Origin of the sequence: Pseudomonas sp. MIL19 (assembly GCF_028680365.1) — a bacterium.
Taxonomy (GTDB): Bacteria; Pseudomonadota; Gammaproteobacteria; order Pseudomonadales; family Pseudomonadaceae; genus Aquipseudomonas; species Aquipseudomonas spirodelae.
The window spans coordinates 1-15,718 of the sequence record NZ_JAPPVG010000005.1 but is presented as its reverse complement, the minus strand read 5'-3'; the positions used below and the strand labels follow the sequence as shown (position 1 = coordinate 15,718).

The 15,718-nt window shown below is 61.4% G+C and carries 11 protein-coding genes; 2 read left to right on the top strand and 9 right to left on the bottom strand.

The features are described from left to right. The 9 genes from N1078_RS05420 to glnE all read right to left on the bottom strand — a co-directional run bounded on the left by N1078_RS05420 (position 1) and on the right by glnE (position 10,977). The gene (locus tag N1078_RS05420) at positions 1 to 1,461 is read right to left on the bottom strand and encodes a lipopolysaccharide kinase InaA family protein (RefSeq protein ID WP_274087187.1); all 1,461 of its coding nucleotides are present in this window, start codon (positions 1,459 to 1,461) and stop codon (positions 1 to 3) included. Continuing rightward, positions 1,461 to 2,204, bottom strand: a complete 744-nt coding sequence (locus N1078_RS05415; RefSeq protein ID WP_274087186.1) for a lipopolysaccharide kinase InaA family protein — start codon at positions 2,202 to 2,204, stop codon at positions 1,461 to 1,463. Before N1078_RS05415 ends, N1078_RS05420 begins: the two co-directional genes overlap by 1 nt. Next, positions 2,201 to 2,935 (bottom strand): lipopolysaccharide kinase InaA family protein, encoded by a 735-nt coding sequence (locus N1078_RS05410; protein ID WP_274087185.1) that lies wholly within the window; start codon positions 2,933 to 2,935, stop codon positions 2,201 to 2,203. Before N1078_RS05410 ends, N1078_RS05415 begins: the two co-directional genes overlap by 4 nt. Then, complete coding sequence (gene rfaP / locus N1078_RS05405) at positions 2,935 to 3,756, bottom strand: lipopolysaccharide core heptose(I) kinase RfaP (protein WP_274087184.1); 822 nt, start codon at positions 3,754 to 3,756, stop codon at positions 2,935 to 2,937. The genes N1078_RS05410 and rfaP overlap by 1 nt, the downstream gene beginning before the upstream one ends. Then, positions 3,753 to 4,874: a glycosyltransferase family 4 protein gene (locus tag N1078_RS05400; RefSeq protein WP_274087183.1), complete on the bottom strand. Its 1,122-nt coding sequence runs from the start codon at positions 4,872 to 4,874 to the stop codon at positions 3,753 to 3,755. The genes rfaP and N1078_RS05400 overlap by 4 nt, the downstream gene beginning before the upstream one ends. Beyond that, positions 4,874 to 5,875, bottom strand: a complete 1,002-nt coding sequence (waaC, locus tag N1078_RS05395; protein WP_274087182.1) for a lipopolysaccharide heptosyltransferase I — start codon at positions 5,873 to 5,875, stop codon at positions 4,874 to 4,876. The genes N1078_RS05400 and waaC overlap by 1 nt, the downstream gene beginning before the upstream one ends. A gap of 1 nt (position 5,876) precedes the next feature. Then, positions 5,877 to 6,911, bottom strand: a complete 1,035-nt coding sequence (gene waaF, locus N1078_RS05390; protein ID WP_274087181.1) for a lipopolysaccharide heptosyltransferase II — start codon at positions 6,909 to 6,911, stop codon at positions 5,877 to 5,879. A 123-nt stretch (positions 6,912 to 7,034) separates the two neighbouring features. Continuing rightward, the gene (ilvE, locus tag N1078_RS05385) at positions 7,035 to 7,958 is read right to left on the bottom strand and encodes a branched-chain-amino-acid transaminase (protein WP_274087180.1); all 924 of its coding nucleotides are present in this window, start codon (positions 7,956 to 7,958) and stop codon (positions 7,035 to 7,037) included. Between the two features lie 70 nt (positions 7,959 to 8,028). Next, positions 8,029 to 10,977: a bifunctional [glutamate--ammonia ligase]-adenylyl-L-tyrosine phosphorylase/[glutamate--ammonia-ligase] adenylyltransferase gene (glnE, locus tag N1078_RS05380; protein ID WP_274087179.1), complete on the bottom strand. Its 2,949-nt coding sequence runs from the start codon at positions 10,975 to 10,977 to the stop codon at positions 8,029 to 8,031. A gap of 266 nt (positions 10,978 to 11,243) precedes the next feature. Here glnE and aceE point away from each other — a divergent pair, with 266 nt between their 5' ends. Together aceE and aceF are read left to right on the top strand one after the other, a co-directional pair. After that, positions 11,244 to 13,889, top strand: coding sequence for a pyruvate dehydrogenase (acetyl-transferring), homodimeric type (gene aceE / locus N1078_RS05375; protein ID WP_274087178.1), 2,646 nt, complete (start codon positions 11,244 to 11,246; stop codon positions 13,887 to 13,889). An 11-nt stretch (positions 13,890 to 13,900) separates the two neighbouring features. Continuing rightward, the gene (aceF, locus tag N1078_RS05370) at positions 13,901 to 15,577 is read left to right on the top strand and encodes a dihydrolipoyllysine-residue acetyltransferase (RefSeq protein WP_274087177.1); all 1,677 of its coding nucleotides are present in this window, start codon (positions 13,901 to 13,903) and stop codon (positions 15,575 to 15,577) included. Positions 15,578 to 15,718: the final 141 nt, after the last annotated feature.

Here is a 15,718-nt window from a genome sequence, read left to right as displayed (position 1 = left end):
TTAGTCTGCTGAGCCGACGCCGGGCGTCAGCGGTATACGTTGGTTGAGCAACTGGTGCAGCGCCGAGTCGGCAGGCCAGTTGCGCAGAAAACGAGCACGGTCGCGGGCATAAGCCCTGGCGAAACGGCGTGCACTGCGGTGCTGCTGCATGGCGTCGAGGTCGATCAGCGACCAACGAGCCAAGTCTTCATCCCAAAACAGATTGTGCCCTTTGAAATCACCGTGACTGATGCGCTCGCGCAACAAGGCGGCGAACAAACGATCCAGCGCCAACAGCTCAGTTTCCGGAGGCGATCTGTCGAGGTAGTTGTCAAAGCGCGCGATTATATCCTGCCCGCCGCAGTATTCGGTAATCAGGTAGGCGCGCCCGCGCAACCAGCACCAGCGCTGCTCCAGTACGGCCAGTGGCCGCGGGGTGGCAATGCCCAACAAGTGGAGGCGGTTACCCTCGACCCAGCTGTGCCAGGCGCGACTAGGCCGCCAAAAGCGCTTGAGCCAATGGGCGACGCTCTTCACGTTGTAGCGTTTGACCACCAAGGGCCGCCCATTCAGCTCGACCCGCGCCACCGTCGCGGCACCACCGGTCTTGTAGATATGACCTTGTTCGGTGAGCTGATCCAGATTCGCCAGCAACGGCTGCAAGTCGGCCTCATCTTCACGGCGTACCACGCGCAGGCCAAAGGCGCCCACTTTAGCGGCGAACAGGCTGCAATCTCGGGCGACTTTGCGCAGGTAATCGCGCAGACGCCACTTACGGACCTTGGCCACCTCGTTGAGCAGTGCCTCCAGTGGCAAGGCATGCTCGCCGTTAGCCAGCAGGTAATGCACCAGCAACTCTTCGATAAAGGGCGTCAGCTCGGCGGGCAACTGGGCGAAGAATACGCCGAGGTTTTCCAGCACCTTGCTGCGTGACAACGGCTGCCCGGCCACCTCAACCTGCACGCCGCCGCCATCGATAACGAACAATTGGCCGTCGTGCCGCAATAGATTGTCCAGGTGCAGGTCAGCTTGCCAGAGCCCCTTGGCGTGCATATGCGCAATACACCCCAAAGCTTCAGCCAATACAGCCTGCTGATCACTACTGAGCAACGCCTGGTTTTCCACCGCACGCCAGGCATCCCATAAGCTCTCGGCACCGTCCAAATACTCAAACAACAGCCAACCGCCCTCGCCTTCGCGCAAGCCATCGGCCACTAGTGGCGGCGTAGGCAACCCCTGCTCAGCCAGCAGGCGCGCGCCATCACGCTCACGCTGAAAATGCCGAGCGGCCTTGTCGCCAACCAACAACTTGGCCAGCACCGGGCGACCGCGCCACTCAGCCAGGCCGACATAGCGCTGCCCTGGCAGGACACGCAGCAGCCGCTGTAGAGTCAACGCTGCCGAGCCCGCCGCATCGGCCAGCTGCAGAGTCAGCGGCAGAGACGGCGAACGCCCGGCCTGACTGAGACTCGCCAAACTCATCAACGCGCCTCCTTATTACGCCGACGAGCCCCAAGTTGTGCGCTCCAGGCCTCGAGATCAACACGCTCATCTAGATAAGCTGCCAGCAGCACGGCCACCTCTGCGTCACTCCAGACACTGGCGCGGCGCAGCAGTGGCTCCAGATCCTTAACCCGATCACGCCGCCCGAACAGCAGCGGTCGGGTCTTTTCCAGATCGATCAGCTGCGCATCAAAGCCAGCCGCCGTTTCGCGCAGAAAAATATGCTTGGGGTAAAAGCAGCCATGCATTTGCCCAGCGCCGTGCAGCTGCCTGGCCAGCGTGCCGCACGCCTGCAAAATAGCGCCACGCTGCGGTTCGCTGTGTGCGCGCCACTCCGCCAGCAAGCTATCCAGGTCGCTCCAGCCATCCAACGCGCGCGTCAGCAAAATTGCCCGTTGCTCGCCCGCGACTCGCCGCTGGGCAAAAAACGCCGCCTGCAACGCCGGGATAGCCAGGCGCTGATAGCGCTGAATATTGCGAAACTCACGGGCAAAAGTCGGCTCGCCGAACGGATGCAGCACACTGCGGGTCAGGTGGTTGCTCTGCCGCTTGAGGTAGAAGGCCGCCTCACCGAGGTCCAGGCGATAGACACTGCTCCAGCCACCGCGCTCGGTATTGGGCTCGTCGACCGCTTCAAGCTTTAACGCCCACAGCGCATCAAAACTGGCCAGGCCGTGCTGCTCAAGCAGCGCGCGATCCTGTGCCGCAATAAAATCCGTCATTCACGCCCCTCAAAGAAACCCACAACCCGACGTACGCGGCGTTTATCGGCAGTGCTCAAACGACTGCGACCTCGATATTGCAGATAAAAACGTAGGCGCTGAGTACGTGACAATTTGTACTTGGCCACCTTATCCAGGCAGGCCAGGTCCTTGATGATGCGATAGCGTAATAGCGGCCCCCACCAGAATGTACCCGTGGGGCAATCGATCAAAAATAACTCCGCCCGATCATTAACCAGTAAGTTGCGCCATTTGAGATCGTTATGGGTGAAGTGATGCTCATGCAAGGTCCGCGTGGCGCGGGCCAGTTGAAGGCTGACGGTATTAACCCAATGGCGATCCTGCAGGCGTGGATCGTCGTTATTGGCAAGCAAGCTCAGGTCTTCGGTATTGCTGATCTCGCGGGTAATCAACGCCCCCCGGACAAAACGTCCGAACTGACGCTCTAGCCCGAACGCGACAATCGGCGCCGTAGCCACGCCCCACTTGGCGAAGTATTTCAGGTTCTGCCATTCCGCCTTGACCCGTGGCCGCCCGATGTAGCGGCGCAGGCCCTTGCCGCCGCCCCAGTAGCGCTTGACGTAATAGCGCACGCCCGCGCGCTCGATGCGGATGACCTCGGACAACGGGTCTTTGGTCAGCCGCTCCCCCTGCAGAGCGAACACCGCCTGAAGGCTGCCAAAATCCTCTGCTAACTCCTGATACTGGGCATCCAGCGTCCACCCAGCCATCAGAGCGCATCCCCGTAACGCTGCTTGCGCGCATACAGCGCGTCCGCCTTACGCTCCAGCCACACCAGTAGCGGGCGTTCGGCGCTGAGTGTTTGGCGCAGCGGCTGCTGCCCGTTTAGCACCGCAAAGTAGCGGCGCAAAAAGCGCAGCTTGTCGCGCCGGGTCAGGCCGATATCCAGCACGGAGAAATACAGCGCGGCCAGGTCTTTGTTGCGCCAGCGCATGGGCAACTGGCTGCGAACCTGAGCGCGATGCAGATCGATCACCGACAGGCGGAAATCATCCGCCGTGACCGGCTTATCGGTATGCAGCAGGAAGTGGCAGATATAACAGTCGCGATGATTGACCCCGGCACGGTGCATGCTGCCAACCATGCTCGCCACTTCATTGATCAACGCCCACTTGAGCCGTGGCTCGGGCGGTTGTTGCGCCCAGTTCAGGCTGAGCTGCTCAAGGTCGGTAGTCGGCGCCAACTCTTCGGTGACGATAAACGAATGCTGCGCCGCCGGATTACGGCCGCGCTCGCCATAGGCCACAGCGGTCATGGTGGCTACGCCGACTTCAGTCAGGCGCTGGATGGCCTCCCACTCCTGGCGCGCACCGAGTACCGGCAGCTTGGCAGTGAGCAGGTTCTTGATGATCTCGCCCCAGCCAATGCCACGGTGGATCTTCACAAAGTAGCCACGCCCAGCCACTTCGGTACGCAGCGTGCGACGCCCTTCCAACTCGCGGTACACCTGACCTTGCAGGGCCTCAACGGCAGCGAAGGCATCGCGACCGGCCCACAGGCTTTTAAAGGGTTCAGCCAAGTGCAACTTCATGGACGCGCCGCCAGGATGATGTCGGCCGCATGTTGCGGCATGGAATACAGGTCCGCGTGGTCGGCGTAAGCCAGACCATTGCGCGACCAGAGGGCACGACGCGAGTCGTCGGCCAGCATGTCGGCGAGCAGCTGATTAAGCCGCGCCTGCTCAAACGGCCCGCTCAACACTCGCCCAGCATCCGCCTCGGCAATGTAATGGGCATAGCCGCAAACGTCGGTGACCAGCACGGGCAAGCCGGAGACCAAGGCCTCCAGCAGCACGGTGCCGGTGTTCTCGTTGTACGCCGGGTGAATCAGCAGATCGGCGCCGAGCAGAAAGCGCGGGATATCGCTACGCCCCTTGAGGATTTGCACCTGATCGGACACCCCCAGCGCCTTGGCCTGCAACTGGAAGGCGCGCGGATCGTCCTGACCGATGGCAATCAACCGGGTGCGTTTTTTCAGCTCACGCGGCAAGGCAGCCAGCGCTTTGAGGCTGCGATCCAGCCCTTTGGTCTTGAAGCCGGAGCCGATCTGCACCAGCAGCAGGTCGTCATCCGCCAGGTTGAATTCGGCGCGGAACGCAGCACGAATCTCGGCAGCATTGGCCGGCGCACGGCGGTCTTGGGCAATACCTGGCGGCAGCAGGTGAAAGCGCTGCAGCGGGGTGTGGTAATGCTTGATAAACAGCGGCTGCTGCACTTCCGAGATCATCAGAATCTCGGTCTTCGACTCGGGAGCAAACACTGCCCGCTCGTAATCGGCGAAGTGTTTGTAGCGGCCCCACAACTTGTAAAGCGGGTTGCGCAGGGTCTGCGCCTTGTCTTCATAACAGCCATCGGCGGCGTAATAGACATCCAGGCCGGGCATTTTGTTGAAGCCGATCACCCGATCTACCGGGCGCTTAGCCAGGTCGGCCTCAACCCACGCGGTGAGCTTTTCATTACGTTTGTGGTTGAACAGCGCCTTGACCGGCACCACGACCACCTCGAAACCCGCAGGGACCTCACCTTCCCAGATTGGCGTGTAGACGCGGATCGCATGGCCGCGCGCCTGGCACTCCAGGGCAATGCGCATAAAGTCGCGCTGCAAGCCGCCGAACGGAAAGTACTTGTAAAGGATAAATGCGAGCTGCATCAGACAACGCCCTCGGCCAGCAACAGGTCCTGTAAATGCGTAGCAACACGCTCAGCATCCAGGCCCTCGAAACAGGGTTTATGTCGATCGCCCGAACCGGCGTTCGGCCCCGTGGCGCACAGGTGCACCTGGCCACGGCCATAGGCCCCTACTCGCCCGGGCAGTGTTGGGCCGTATAGAGAAATACTTGGCACATCCAGCGCCGCGGCCAAGTGGCCCAGACCGGTGTCCACCGCCACACAGGCACTGGCGCCGGCAATCACCTTGGCCACACCTGCCAGGTTAAGTTTGGGCAGTACTGCAGCGCTTTCAATACCGGCAGCAATTCGCTCGGCGCGGGCTTTCTCGCTGGAGTTACCCCAAGGCAGACGGATAGCCCACCCCTGGGCACTCATCTGCTCAGCCAGCTGGCGCCAGTCAGCTTCCGGCCAGTGTTTGCTTGGCCAGGTGGTGCCGTGCAGAAACAGCAAGTAAGGCTGCGGCGCTGCATCGGCTAGCAGCGCGCGGTTGAGGCCGTAGTCGCCGATATCTGCAGGCAGCGCATAGCCCAACGCCTGGGCAAACAGCTGACGGGTACGCTCAAGCGCATGCTGCTCACGCGGTACGGCATAGCGGCGATCATAGAAGCGGCTGGCCAGCGGCTCGCGCGCGGAGTCGCGGTCTAAGCCAGCCACCGGCGCGTTGACGTAGCGGGTCAGCCAGGCACTCTTCAGCAGGCCCTGGGCGTCAATCACCAGGTCGTACCGAGTTTCCCCGAGGCGCTGCTTAAAACGCTGCCACTCACCATTCCTGAGCGTCTGCCAGAGGTGCTTGCGCCAGCGGCGAATCGCCACCGGAATCACCTGCGCGACGGCCGGATGCCAAGCGGGGATTTCGGCAAAGCCTTCTTCCACCACCCAGTCGAACTGAATACCGGGAATCGCCCGCGCGGCATCGGTGAGCGCCGGCAGGGTGTGTACCACATCGCCCAGCGAGGAGGTTTTGATCAACAGTACCCGCAAACTATTCAACCTCAACCGGATCACTGACCAGGCGATCCAACGCCTCGATCACCGGGCGCGGCTTAAGCTGGCCCAGGCAGTTGTAATGGCCGAAACGGCAGGTACGCTCGAAGCAGGGGCTGCACTCCAGGCCCAGGCGGACGATTTCCACCTGCTCAGCCAGCGGCGGGGTAAAGCCCGGCGAGGTTGAACCGTAGACCGCCACCAGCGGGCGATTCAACGCCGCCGCCACATGCATCAGGCCGGAGTCGTTGGACACCACGGCGCCCGCACACGACATCAAGTCGATCGCCTCGGCCAGACTGGTCTCGCCGGCCAGGTTGCTGGCTTCTTCACGCAGGCCAGGAATCAGCCGGCTACGGATATCTTCACCGACCGCATGATCATTCTTCGAGCCGAATATCCACACCTGCCAACCGGCGCGAATCTTCAGCTCGGCAACTTTGGCGTAGTGCTCGCTCGGCCAGCGTTTGGCTTCACCGAACTCGGCACCGGGACACAGCGCCAGCACCGGCCGATCCAGGCTTAAACCGAACTTAGCGAGCGCGGCATCGCGGCTCTGTGCATTGATCTCTAGTGCCGGGCGCGGATACGGCTTCGGCAGCTCGGCACCTGGCTCGAAAGCCAGCGCCATAAACCGCTCGATCATCAGCGGGTAGCGTTCTTTGTCCAGAATGCGAATGTCATTGAGCAGGCCGTAACGCAGCTCGCCTTTCCAGCCGGTGCGTTTGGGGGTACCGGCGAAGAATGGCACCAACGCGGACTTGAGCGAATTGGGCAGCAGAATCGCCTGATCGTACTGGCCCGCCAGGGACTTGCCGATCTTGCGCCGCGTCGCCAACTCCAGCACGCCATGGCCGAGCGGAAAGCTCAGGGCCTGACGCACTTCGGGCATGCGCTCGAGAATCGGCCGACTCCACTCGGGGGCCAGCACATCGATTTCACAGCCAGGGTGGCGCTGCCGCAGACACTGAAACAATGTCTGCGCCATCACCATGTCACCCACCCAGCTGGGGCCTACGATCAGTATTTTCATGCCACTTCCAGAAACGACCAAGGAGGCTTTCGCCTCCCGGACAGACTCAACACTCGGCTATCAGCCTAGCCTGCACGCCCGACGGGTATCGCAATGCTCAACCCATCCGACGCAGCAGGCCGCTTACTTAACTAGGGTACGCCACTCGGCATGGGCATCGGTTTTACCGGTGACCAGGTCGAAATAGGCAGTTTGCAATTTCTCGGTGATCGGTCCGCGACGACCTGCACCGATCTGCCGACCATCGACTTCGCGAATCGGCGTCACTTCGGCAGCCGTGCCAGTGAAGAAGGCCTCGTCGGCGATATACACCTCATCGCGGGTGATGCGTTTCTCGACCACGTCAATACCGTGCTCGGCCGCCAGGGTCAGGATGGTGTTACGGGTAATACCGTTCAGGCACGAGGTCACTTCCGGGGTGTAGATCACGCCGTTCTTGACCAGGAAGATGTTTTCGCCCGAGCCTTCGGCCACATAGCCTTCCGGGTCCAGCAACATGGCTTCATCGGCACCACCGGAGACCGCTTCCTGCAGCGCCAGCATGGAGTTGATGTAGTTGCCGTTGGCCTTGGCGCGGGTCATCGAGATATTCACGTGGTGACGGGTAAAGGAGCTGGTGCGCACCTTGATCCCCACCTGCAGGGCTTCATCGCCCATGTAGGCGCCCCAGCTCCAGGCCGCGACGATCACCTGGGTTTTCAAGCCGCTGGCACGCAGGCCCATGGCTTCAGATCCGTAGAACACCATCGGGCGGATATAGGCGCTTTCGAGGTTGTTCTCACGCACCGCGGCCCGGGTGGCTTCGTTGATTTCGTCTTTGCTGTACGGAATCTTCATGCCCATGATGTGGGCCGAGTCGAACAGGCGGTCGGTGTGTGCCTGCAGACGGAAGATCGCCGTGCCCTGCGGCGTGTTGTAGGCGCGCACGCCCTCGAACACGCCCATGCCGTAGTGCAGGGTATGGGTCAGCACGTGAGTGGTCGCGTTGCGCCACGGCACCAGTTCGCCGTCATACCAGATCACGCCATCACGATCAGCCATCGACATAGTTGCCTGCTCCTCAAACTCGATTGGTACAACGTTGGCCGGCCACCCTGGGCGCCCGACATCCTTATATTCAGCTCAAACCCAGCGCTCGCCAGATGCGCATCACCGTGTGCCGCTCCTCGGCAAACTGCTCACCGCTGACCACCCCAGGTTGCTTTTGCAGGGCCTGGCGATGTGCCGCTGAGCGGTAAGCCTTGTAAATATCCTGCAGCAAACGGGCATCTTCCCCCGGCAACAAGCCGGCCCGCTCCAACCCTTCCAGAATGCGAATATTATCGGTGAACTCAAGCAATTCCGGGTACTGGCGCGACCAGGCCAGGGCCGCGTATTGCACCATAAATTCAATATCGACGATACCTCCGGCGTCCTGCTTGAGGTCGAACGGGGCCGTAGCCTCGAAGGCATTCGCCGCGGTGCCGGCGGCGGTGGCCTTGCTGCCGAGGTTGTCACGCATCTTCGCGCGCATCTCGCTGACTTCAGTGCGCAGCGTCTCCAGGTCGCGCTCACGCCCCAGCACTGCGGCGCGCACCGCCTCAAACGCCTTGCCGACGCGCGCACAACCGACCAACACCCGCGCCCGCACCAGCGCCTGATGCTCCCAGGTCCAGGCCTCGCCTTGCTGATAACGCTCGAACGCGCCCAGCGAGCTGACCAGCAAGCCGGACGCACCGGAAGGCCGCAAACGCATGTCCACCTCATACAGCTGACCGGAGTTGGTCTGCGTGGTCAGCAGATGAATAATGCGCTGACCGAGGCGATTGAAGAATTGCGCACCGTCGATGGACTTTTCACCATCGGTTTCCGCGTGCGGATCGCCATCATGGATAAACACCAAGTCGAGGTCCGAACCGTGGCCCAGCTCGATACCGCCGACCTTGCCGTAGCCGACGATGACGAAATCCGGATTACAGAGACTGCCATCAGCACGACGCGGCACACCGTAGCGGCTCACGGTGTGGTGCCAGGCCAGAGCGAGTACCTGATCGAGAATCGTCTCGGCCAGCCAGGTCAGGTAATCGCTGACTTTCATTAATGGCAGGCTGCCGGCAATTTCCGAGGCCGCGACGCGCAAACGATGCGCCAGCTTGAAATGGCGCAGCGCCTCCATTTGCTGCTCCAGGTCCTCCTCGGGAATCCGCATCAAGCGCTCGCGCAGCTCGGCAGCCAGCTCGGGGGCCAGCGGCGGATTAAATAGCCGCCCTTCGTTGAGCAGCTCATCGAGCAACAGCGGGAAGCGGGTGATCTGCTCGGCGATCCACGGGCTGGCCGCACACAGGGTCAGCAACCGCTGCAAGGCATTGGGGTTCTCGGTGAGCAGCACCAAGTAAGCCGAGCGCCGCGCCACGGCTTCAATCAGCGGCAACACACGCTCCAACACCAGATCCGGGTTAGCGTGCTCGACGGTTTGCGCCAGCAAGCGTGGAATAAAGGCATCCAGGCGCTCACGACCCAGGCGCTGCATGGCACGCACCTGATTACTGTTGCGCAGCCCCAGCAGTCGCCGCCAGGCCGCTTGCGGCTCGGCAAAGCCGGCCTCAGCCAATTGCCGACACGCTGATTCTTCGTCCTGCATATCGTCCCACAGCGGCAGCCATTCGCAGCCCACCGCCGCCTCGGCCGGCTCGCCGCCCTCCTCTTCATCAGGGTCGGCAATCACCTGGCGGAAGTGCCAGTCGACCCGGCCACGCCAGTACATCAACTGTTCGTGGAACGCCTGCCAGCTGTCGAAGCCCATGATAAAAGCCACGCGCGCGCGGTCTTGATCGTTGTCCGGCAGCATCTGCGTCTGCCGGTCGTCGATGGCCTGCAGGGCATGCTCGGCATAGCGCAGGAAGGCATAGCCATCACGCAGTTCATCGGTCACCGCCGCCGGTAAGTAGCCTTGGTCGCGCAGGGTATTCAGCACCGCGAACAGAGAGCGCTGCTGCAGGCTCAGGTCGCGCCCGCCATGGATCAGCTGGAAGGCCTGGGCGATAAACTCCACCTCGCGGATACCACCAGAACCCAGCTTGATGTTCTCAGCCATGCCCTTGCGCCGCACTTCCTGCTGGATCAGCTGCTTCATCGCGCGCAGCGCTTCAATCGCCGAAAAGTCCAGGTAACGCCGGTAAACGAAGGGCCGCAACATCTCCAGCAACTGCGCGCCGGCAGCCTGATCGCCGCCGACCACCCGCGCCTTGATCATCGCGTAGCGCTCCCAGTCACGGCCCTGGTCTTGGTAGTACTGCTCCAAGGCATTAAAACTGAACACCAGCGAACCGGAGGAGCCATAGGGGCGCAAACGCATGTCGGTGCGAAACACGAAACCATCGACGGTGATCACGTCCAGCGCCTTGATCAGCTTCTGGCCGAGACGGATAAAGAACTCCTGATTATCCAGCGGACGCTTCACGCCTTCGGTCTCGCCACCTTCGGGATACCCGAAGATCAGGTCGATATCCGACGACAAATTGAGTTCATGGGCCCCGAGCTTGCCCATCCCCAGAATCACCATCTGTTGCGCCTGCCCCGTATGCCGACCGATGGGCGTGCCAAATTGCACACAATGGCCCGCATAGAGCCACTGATAAGCCAGATCGATACAGGCATCGGCTAAATCGGAGAGGTCGCGACAGGTTTCAATCAGATCAGCCTGGCGACTGATATCACGCCAAATAAGGCGCACCTGCTGACGGTTGCGAAAACGCCGCAAGCGCCGCGCCAGCTCATCTTCATCGGCGCACTCAACCAATGCCTGCGCCAGTTGACTGCGCAGCTCGCCCACACCGAGGCTGCGCTCCAGCTCACCACTGGCGGCCAGATCGAGCAGCATCTGCGGATCACGCTCGCCTTGCAGCACCACGAAATCGCTAGCCGCCACCACGCGCTGCAAGGCCGCGCGGCGCGCACTCGGCCAGCCCGCATAAGCCGCCGAAGCAGCATGGGAGAGCCCGGCAAACGCCTGCCGCAGAGACTGCTCGGCACGTGTTGCAAGAGGGGCTAGGGCAGCGGGTAAAGAGGCCAGCGCGGGCAGGCTCATGGTCTATCCTTTTTAACGATCTGCCAGCGCGCCGAACCTCGACGGGAAACCCCACTCAAAGAGCCTGCAGCGGCACTAGCAGAAAATAATTGTAGTTTTACTACCAAAGATTGTATCCAAAAGGCTGAAATCGGCGCCGGAATGTAGTAAAACTACACACAGCCGGTCCTACCCCCGGTCAATCCAAGAATTCACGCGGCCACTCACGAAGTCGTCCGCGAAACCTGGCCTCCGATTCTGGAAGCCTTTCCGCCCTGGAGCAAGCCATGCAAGACCTCGATCCCGTCGAAACCCAGGAATGGCTGGACGCCTTGGAATCGGTTCTCGACAAAGAAGGCGAAGACCGTGCCCATTACCTGATGACCCGTATGGGTGAACTCGCGACCCGCAGCGGTTCGCAGTTGCCTTACGCGATCACCACGCCGTACCGCAACACCATCCCGCTGACCCACGAAGCACGCATGCCTGGCGACCTGTTTATGGAACGCCGCATTCGCTCGTTGGTGCGCTGGAACGCCTTGGCGATGGTGATGCGCACCAACCTGAAAGATTCCGATCTGGGTGGTCACATTTCCAGCTTCGCCTCCTCCGCGACGCTGTATGACATCGGTTTCAACTACTTCTTCCAGGCTCCGACCGAGGAGCATGGCGGCGACCTGATCTTCTTCCAGGGCCACGCCTCGCCCGGTGTTTACGCCCGTGCCTTTATGGAAGGTCGCATCACTGAAGACCAGATGAACAACTTCCGTCAGGAAGTCGATGGTCAAGGCCTGTCGTCCTACCCGCACCCGTGGCTGATGCCAGACTTCTGGCAGTTCCCGACTGTCTCCATGGGCCTCGGTCCAATCCAGGCAATCTACCAGGCACGCTTTATGAAGTACCTGGAAGCGCGCGGCTTTATCCCAGCCGGCAAGCAGAAAGTCTGGTGCTTTATGGGTGACGGCGAGTGCGACGAGCCGGAATCCCTCGGTGCGATCTCCCTGGCTGGCCGCGAGAAGCTGGACAACCTGATCTTCGTCATCAACTGCAACCTGCAGCGCCTCGACGGCCCAGTACGCGGCAACGGCAAGATCATCCAGGAACTCGAAGGCGTGTTCCGTGGCGGTGGATGGAACGTTAACAAGGTGGTTTGGGGCCGTTTCTGGGACCCACTGCTGGCCAAAGACGTCGACGGCATCCTGCAGCGCCGTATGGACGAAGTCATCGACGGCGAATACCAGAACTACAAGGCCAAGGACGGCGCGTTCGTCCGTGAGCACTTCTTCAACTCGCCAGAACTCAAAGCGATGGTGGCGGATCTGTCCGACGACGAGATCTGGAAGCTCAACCGTGGCGGCCACGACCCGTACAAGGTCTATGCGGCCTACCACCAGGCGGTCAACCACAAAGACCAGCCAACCGTCATCCTGGCCAAGACCGTCAAGGGTTATGGCACCGGTGCCGGCGAAGCGAAGAACACCGCGCACAACACCAAAAAAGTCGACGTCGACAGCCTTAAGCAGTTCCGCGACCGCTTCGACATTCCGGTTAAAGATGACGAGCTGGAAAACCTGCCGTTTATCAAACCAGAAGCCGGCAGCGCCGAAGCGCGCTACCTGAGCGAGCGCCGCGAAGCACTGGGCGGTTTCGTGCCACAGCGCCGCGCCAAGAGCTTCAGCATCCCGACGCCGCCACTGGAAACCCTCAAGGCCATCCTCGACGGCTCGGGCGACCGTGAAATCTCCACCACCATGGCCTTCGTGCGGATCCTCGCGCAGCTGGTCAAGGACAAGGACATCGGCTCGCGCATCGTCCCGATCATCCCGGACGAAGCCCGTACCTTCGGTATGGAAGGCATGTTCCGCCAACTGGGCATCTACTCCTCGGTCGGCCAGCTGTATGAGCCAGTCGATAAAGACCAGGTGATGTTCTACCGCGAGGACAAGAAGGGCCAGATTCTCGAAGAAGGCATCAACGAAGCCGGCGCCATGAGCTCGTTTATTGCGGCGGGTACCTCGTACTCCAGCCACAACCAGCCGATGCTGCCGTTCTACATCTTCTACTCGATGTTCGGTTTCCAGCGTATTGGTGACCTGGCCTGGGCCGCTGGCGACAGCCGCACCCGTGGCTTCCTGATCGGCGGCACCGCCGGCCGTACCACGCTGAACGGCGAAGGCCTGCAGCACGAAGACGGTCACAGCCACATGCTGGCGGCGACCATCCCTAACTGCCGCACCTATGATCCAACCTACGGCTATGAGCTGGCGGTGATCATCCAGGACGGCATGAAGAAGATGACCGAAGAGCAACAGGACGTCTTCTACTACATCACCGTGATGAACGAGTCCTACCAGCAGCCAGCCATTCCGCTGGGTGTTGAGGAAGGCATCATCAAGGGCATGTACCTGCTCGAAGAAGACAAGAAGGAAGCGGCGCACCACGTGCAACTGCTCGGTTCCGGCACCATCCTGCGTGAAGTGCGCGAAGCGGCGAAGATCCTGCGTGACGAGTTCAACGTCGCGGCAGACGTGTGGAGCGTCACCAGTTTCAACGAACTGCGCCGTGATGGCCTGGCCGTAGAACGCAGCAACCGTCTGCACCCGGGCCAGAAGCCTAAGCAGACCTACGTGGAAGAATGCCTGGGCGGCCGTAAAGGCCCAGTGATTGCCTCGACCGACTACATGAAGCTGTTCGCCGAGCAGATTCGCCAGTGGGTACCGAGCAAGGAATTCAAAGTCCTGGGCACCGACGGCTTCGGCCGCAGCGACAGCCGCAAGAAGCTGCGCCACTTCTTTGAAGTGGACCGCAACTGGGTTGTCCTAGCTGCCCTGGAAGCCCTCGCCGACCGTGGCGATATCGAACCTAAAGTGGTGGCCGAGGCCATCGCCAAGTTCGGCATCAACCCGGAAAAACTCAACCCACTGGACTGCTAAGGAGCGAAACGATGAGTGAATTGATTCGCGTACCCGACATCGGTGGTGGTGAGGGTGAAGTAATTGAACTGATGGTCAAGGTCGGTGATCGCATCGAGGCTGATCAGAGCCTGCTGACCCTGGAGTCGGACAAGGCCAGTATGGAAATCCCCGCGCCGAAAGCCGGCGTGGTGAAAAGCCTGAAAGTGAAGCTCGGCGACACCCTGAAAGAAGGCGACGAGCTGCTCGAACTGGACGTTGAAGGCGATGCCGAAGCAGCGCCTGCGGCTCCAGCTGCAGCACCTGCTGCCGAAGCGCCGAAAGTCGCCGAAGCCGCTGCGCCAGCACCTGCTGCGGCCTCACCAGCAGCCAGCAGCGTACAAGACGTGCATGTGCCGGATATCGGCTCGGACAGCAAGGCCAAGGTCATCGAAGTGCTGGTCAAGGTTGGCGATACGGTCGAAGCCGACCAGTCGCTGATCACTCTGGAGTCGGACAAGGCGAGCATGGAAATCCCCTCGCCGACTGCCGGCGTGGTGGAAAGTATTGAGGTGCAACTGGATGCCGATGTTGGCACTGGCGACCTGATCCTCAAGCTCAAGGTTGCCGGGGCTGACGCCCCAGCAGCACCCGCTGAAAAACCAAGCCAGAGCCCAGCGCCCGCCGCTTCAAGCACCAGCGAAACCCACAAGGTACCTGCTGGCGCCAACCCGGCCATTGCCGCTGAAGTCAGCGCCATTGCCTCGCTCTCCGCCGCGGCCGCCAATGTGGCCGCCATGCCCAAGCGCGATGGCGCCAAGGTGCATGCGGGGCCGGCCGTACGCTTGCTCGCTCGCGAGTTTGGTGTCGAGCTGGCAGTCGTACCGGGCAGCGGGCCGAAAGGCCGCGTGCTCAAAGAGGACGTGCAGGCTTACGTCAAAGCGATGATGCAGAAGGCCAAAGAAGCCCCAGCCGCCGGAGCAACCGGTGGTGCCGGCATCCCACCGATCCCGGTGGTGGACTTCAGCAAGTTTGGTGAAATCGAAGAAGTGGCGATGACCCGCCTGATGCAGGTCGGCGCCAACAACCTGCATCGCAGCTGGCTCAACGTGCCTCACGTGACTCAGTTCGATTCGGCCGATATCACCGAGCTGGAAGCCTTCCGCGTTGCGCAAAAAGTCGTGGCGGAAAAGGCAGGGGTCAAACTCACCGTACTGCCGCTACTGCTGAAAGCCTGCGCCTTCCTGCTCAAGGAGCTGCCGGACTTCAACAGCTCGCTGGCACCAAGCGGCAAGGCGATCATCCGCAAGAAGTACGTGCACATTGGCTTTGCCGTGGACACCCCAGATGGTCTGCTGGTCCCAGTGATCAAGAACGTCGATCAGAAGAGCTTGCTGCAACTGGCTGCCGAAGCCGCCGCTCTGGCGGAAAAAGCCCGCACCAAGAAGCTCTCCGCTGACGACATGCAGGGCGCGTGCTTCACCATTTCCAGCCTCGGCCACATTGGCGGCACCGGCTTTACCCCGATCGTCAACGCGCCGGAAGTGGCGATTCTTGGCGTGAGCAAGGCGACCATCCAGCCAGTCTGGGACGGCAAAGCCTTCCAGCCCAAGCTGATGCTGCCGCTGTCACTGTCCTACGACCACCGGGTGATCAACGGTGCCGCGGCGGCGCGCTTCACCAAGCGTCTGGGTGATGTGCTTGCGGACATCCGCACCATGCTGCTGTAACGCTTCAACTTTCGAGCCGCCACGCTCGTAACCTCGACCCCGCCTTCTTGGCGGGGTTTTTTTTGGCTATGTCCCAATAGCGTGTTGCACAGTTCGCCCAACCGCTTCCTGGATGCAGTGAGTCGGCTCAATACGCTGCTG

Coding starts and splice junctions, on each gene's coding strand:
- N1078_RS05400 (WP_274087183.1), bottom strand. CDS start 4,874: ATGCAGCTCGCATTTATCCTTTACAAGTACTTTCCGTTCGGCGGCTTG.
- aceE (WP_274087178.1), top strand. CDS start 11,244: ATGCAAGACCTCGATCCCGTCGAAACCCAGGAATGGCTGGACGCCTTG.
- N1078_RS05420 (WP_274087187.1), bottom strand. CDS start 1,461: ATGAGTTTGGCGAGTCTCAGTCAGGCCGGGCGTTCGCCGTCTCTGCCG.
- ilvE (WP_274087180.1), bottom strand. CDS start 7,958: ATGTCGATGGCTGATCGTGATGGCGTGATCTGGTATGACGGCGAACTG.
- N1078_RS05415 (WP_274087186.1), bottom strand. CDS start 2,204: ATGACGGATTTTATTGCGGCACAGGATCGCGCGCTGCTTGAGCAGCAC.
- rfaP (WP_274087184.1), bottom strand. CDS start 3,756: ATGAAGTTGCACTTGGCTGAACCCTTTAAAAGCCTGTGGGCCGGTCGC.
- waaF (WP_274087181.1), bottom strand. CDS start 6,911: ATGAAAATACTGATCGTAGGCCCCAGCTGGGTGGGTGACATGGTGATG.
- glnE (WP_274087179.1), bottom strand. CDS start 10,977: ATGAGCCTGCCCGCGCTGGCCTCTTTACCCGCTGCCCTAGCCCCTCTT.
- aceF (WP_274087177.1), top strand. CDS start 13,901: ATGAGTGAATTGATTCGCGTACCCGACATCGGTGGTGGTGAGGGTGAA.
- N1078_RS05410 (WP_274087185.1), bottom strand. CDS start 2,935: ATGGCTGGGTGGACGCTGGATGCCCAGTATCAGGAGTTAGCAGAGGAT.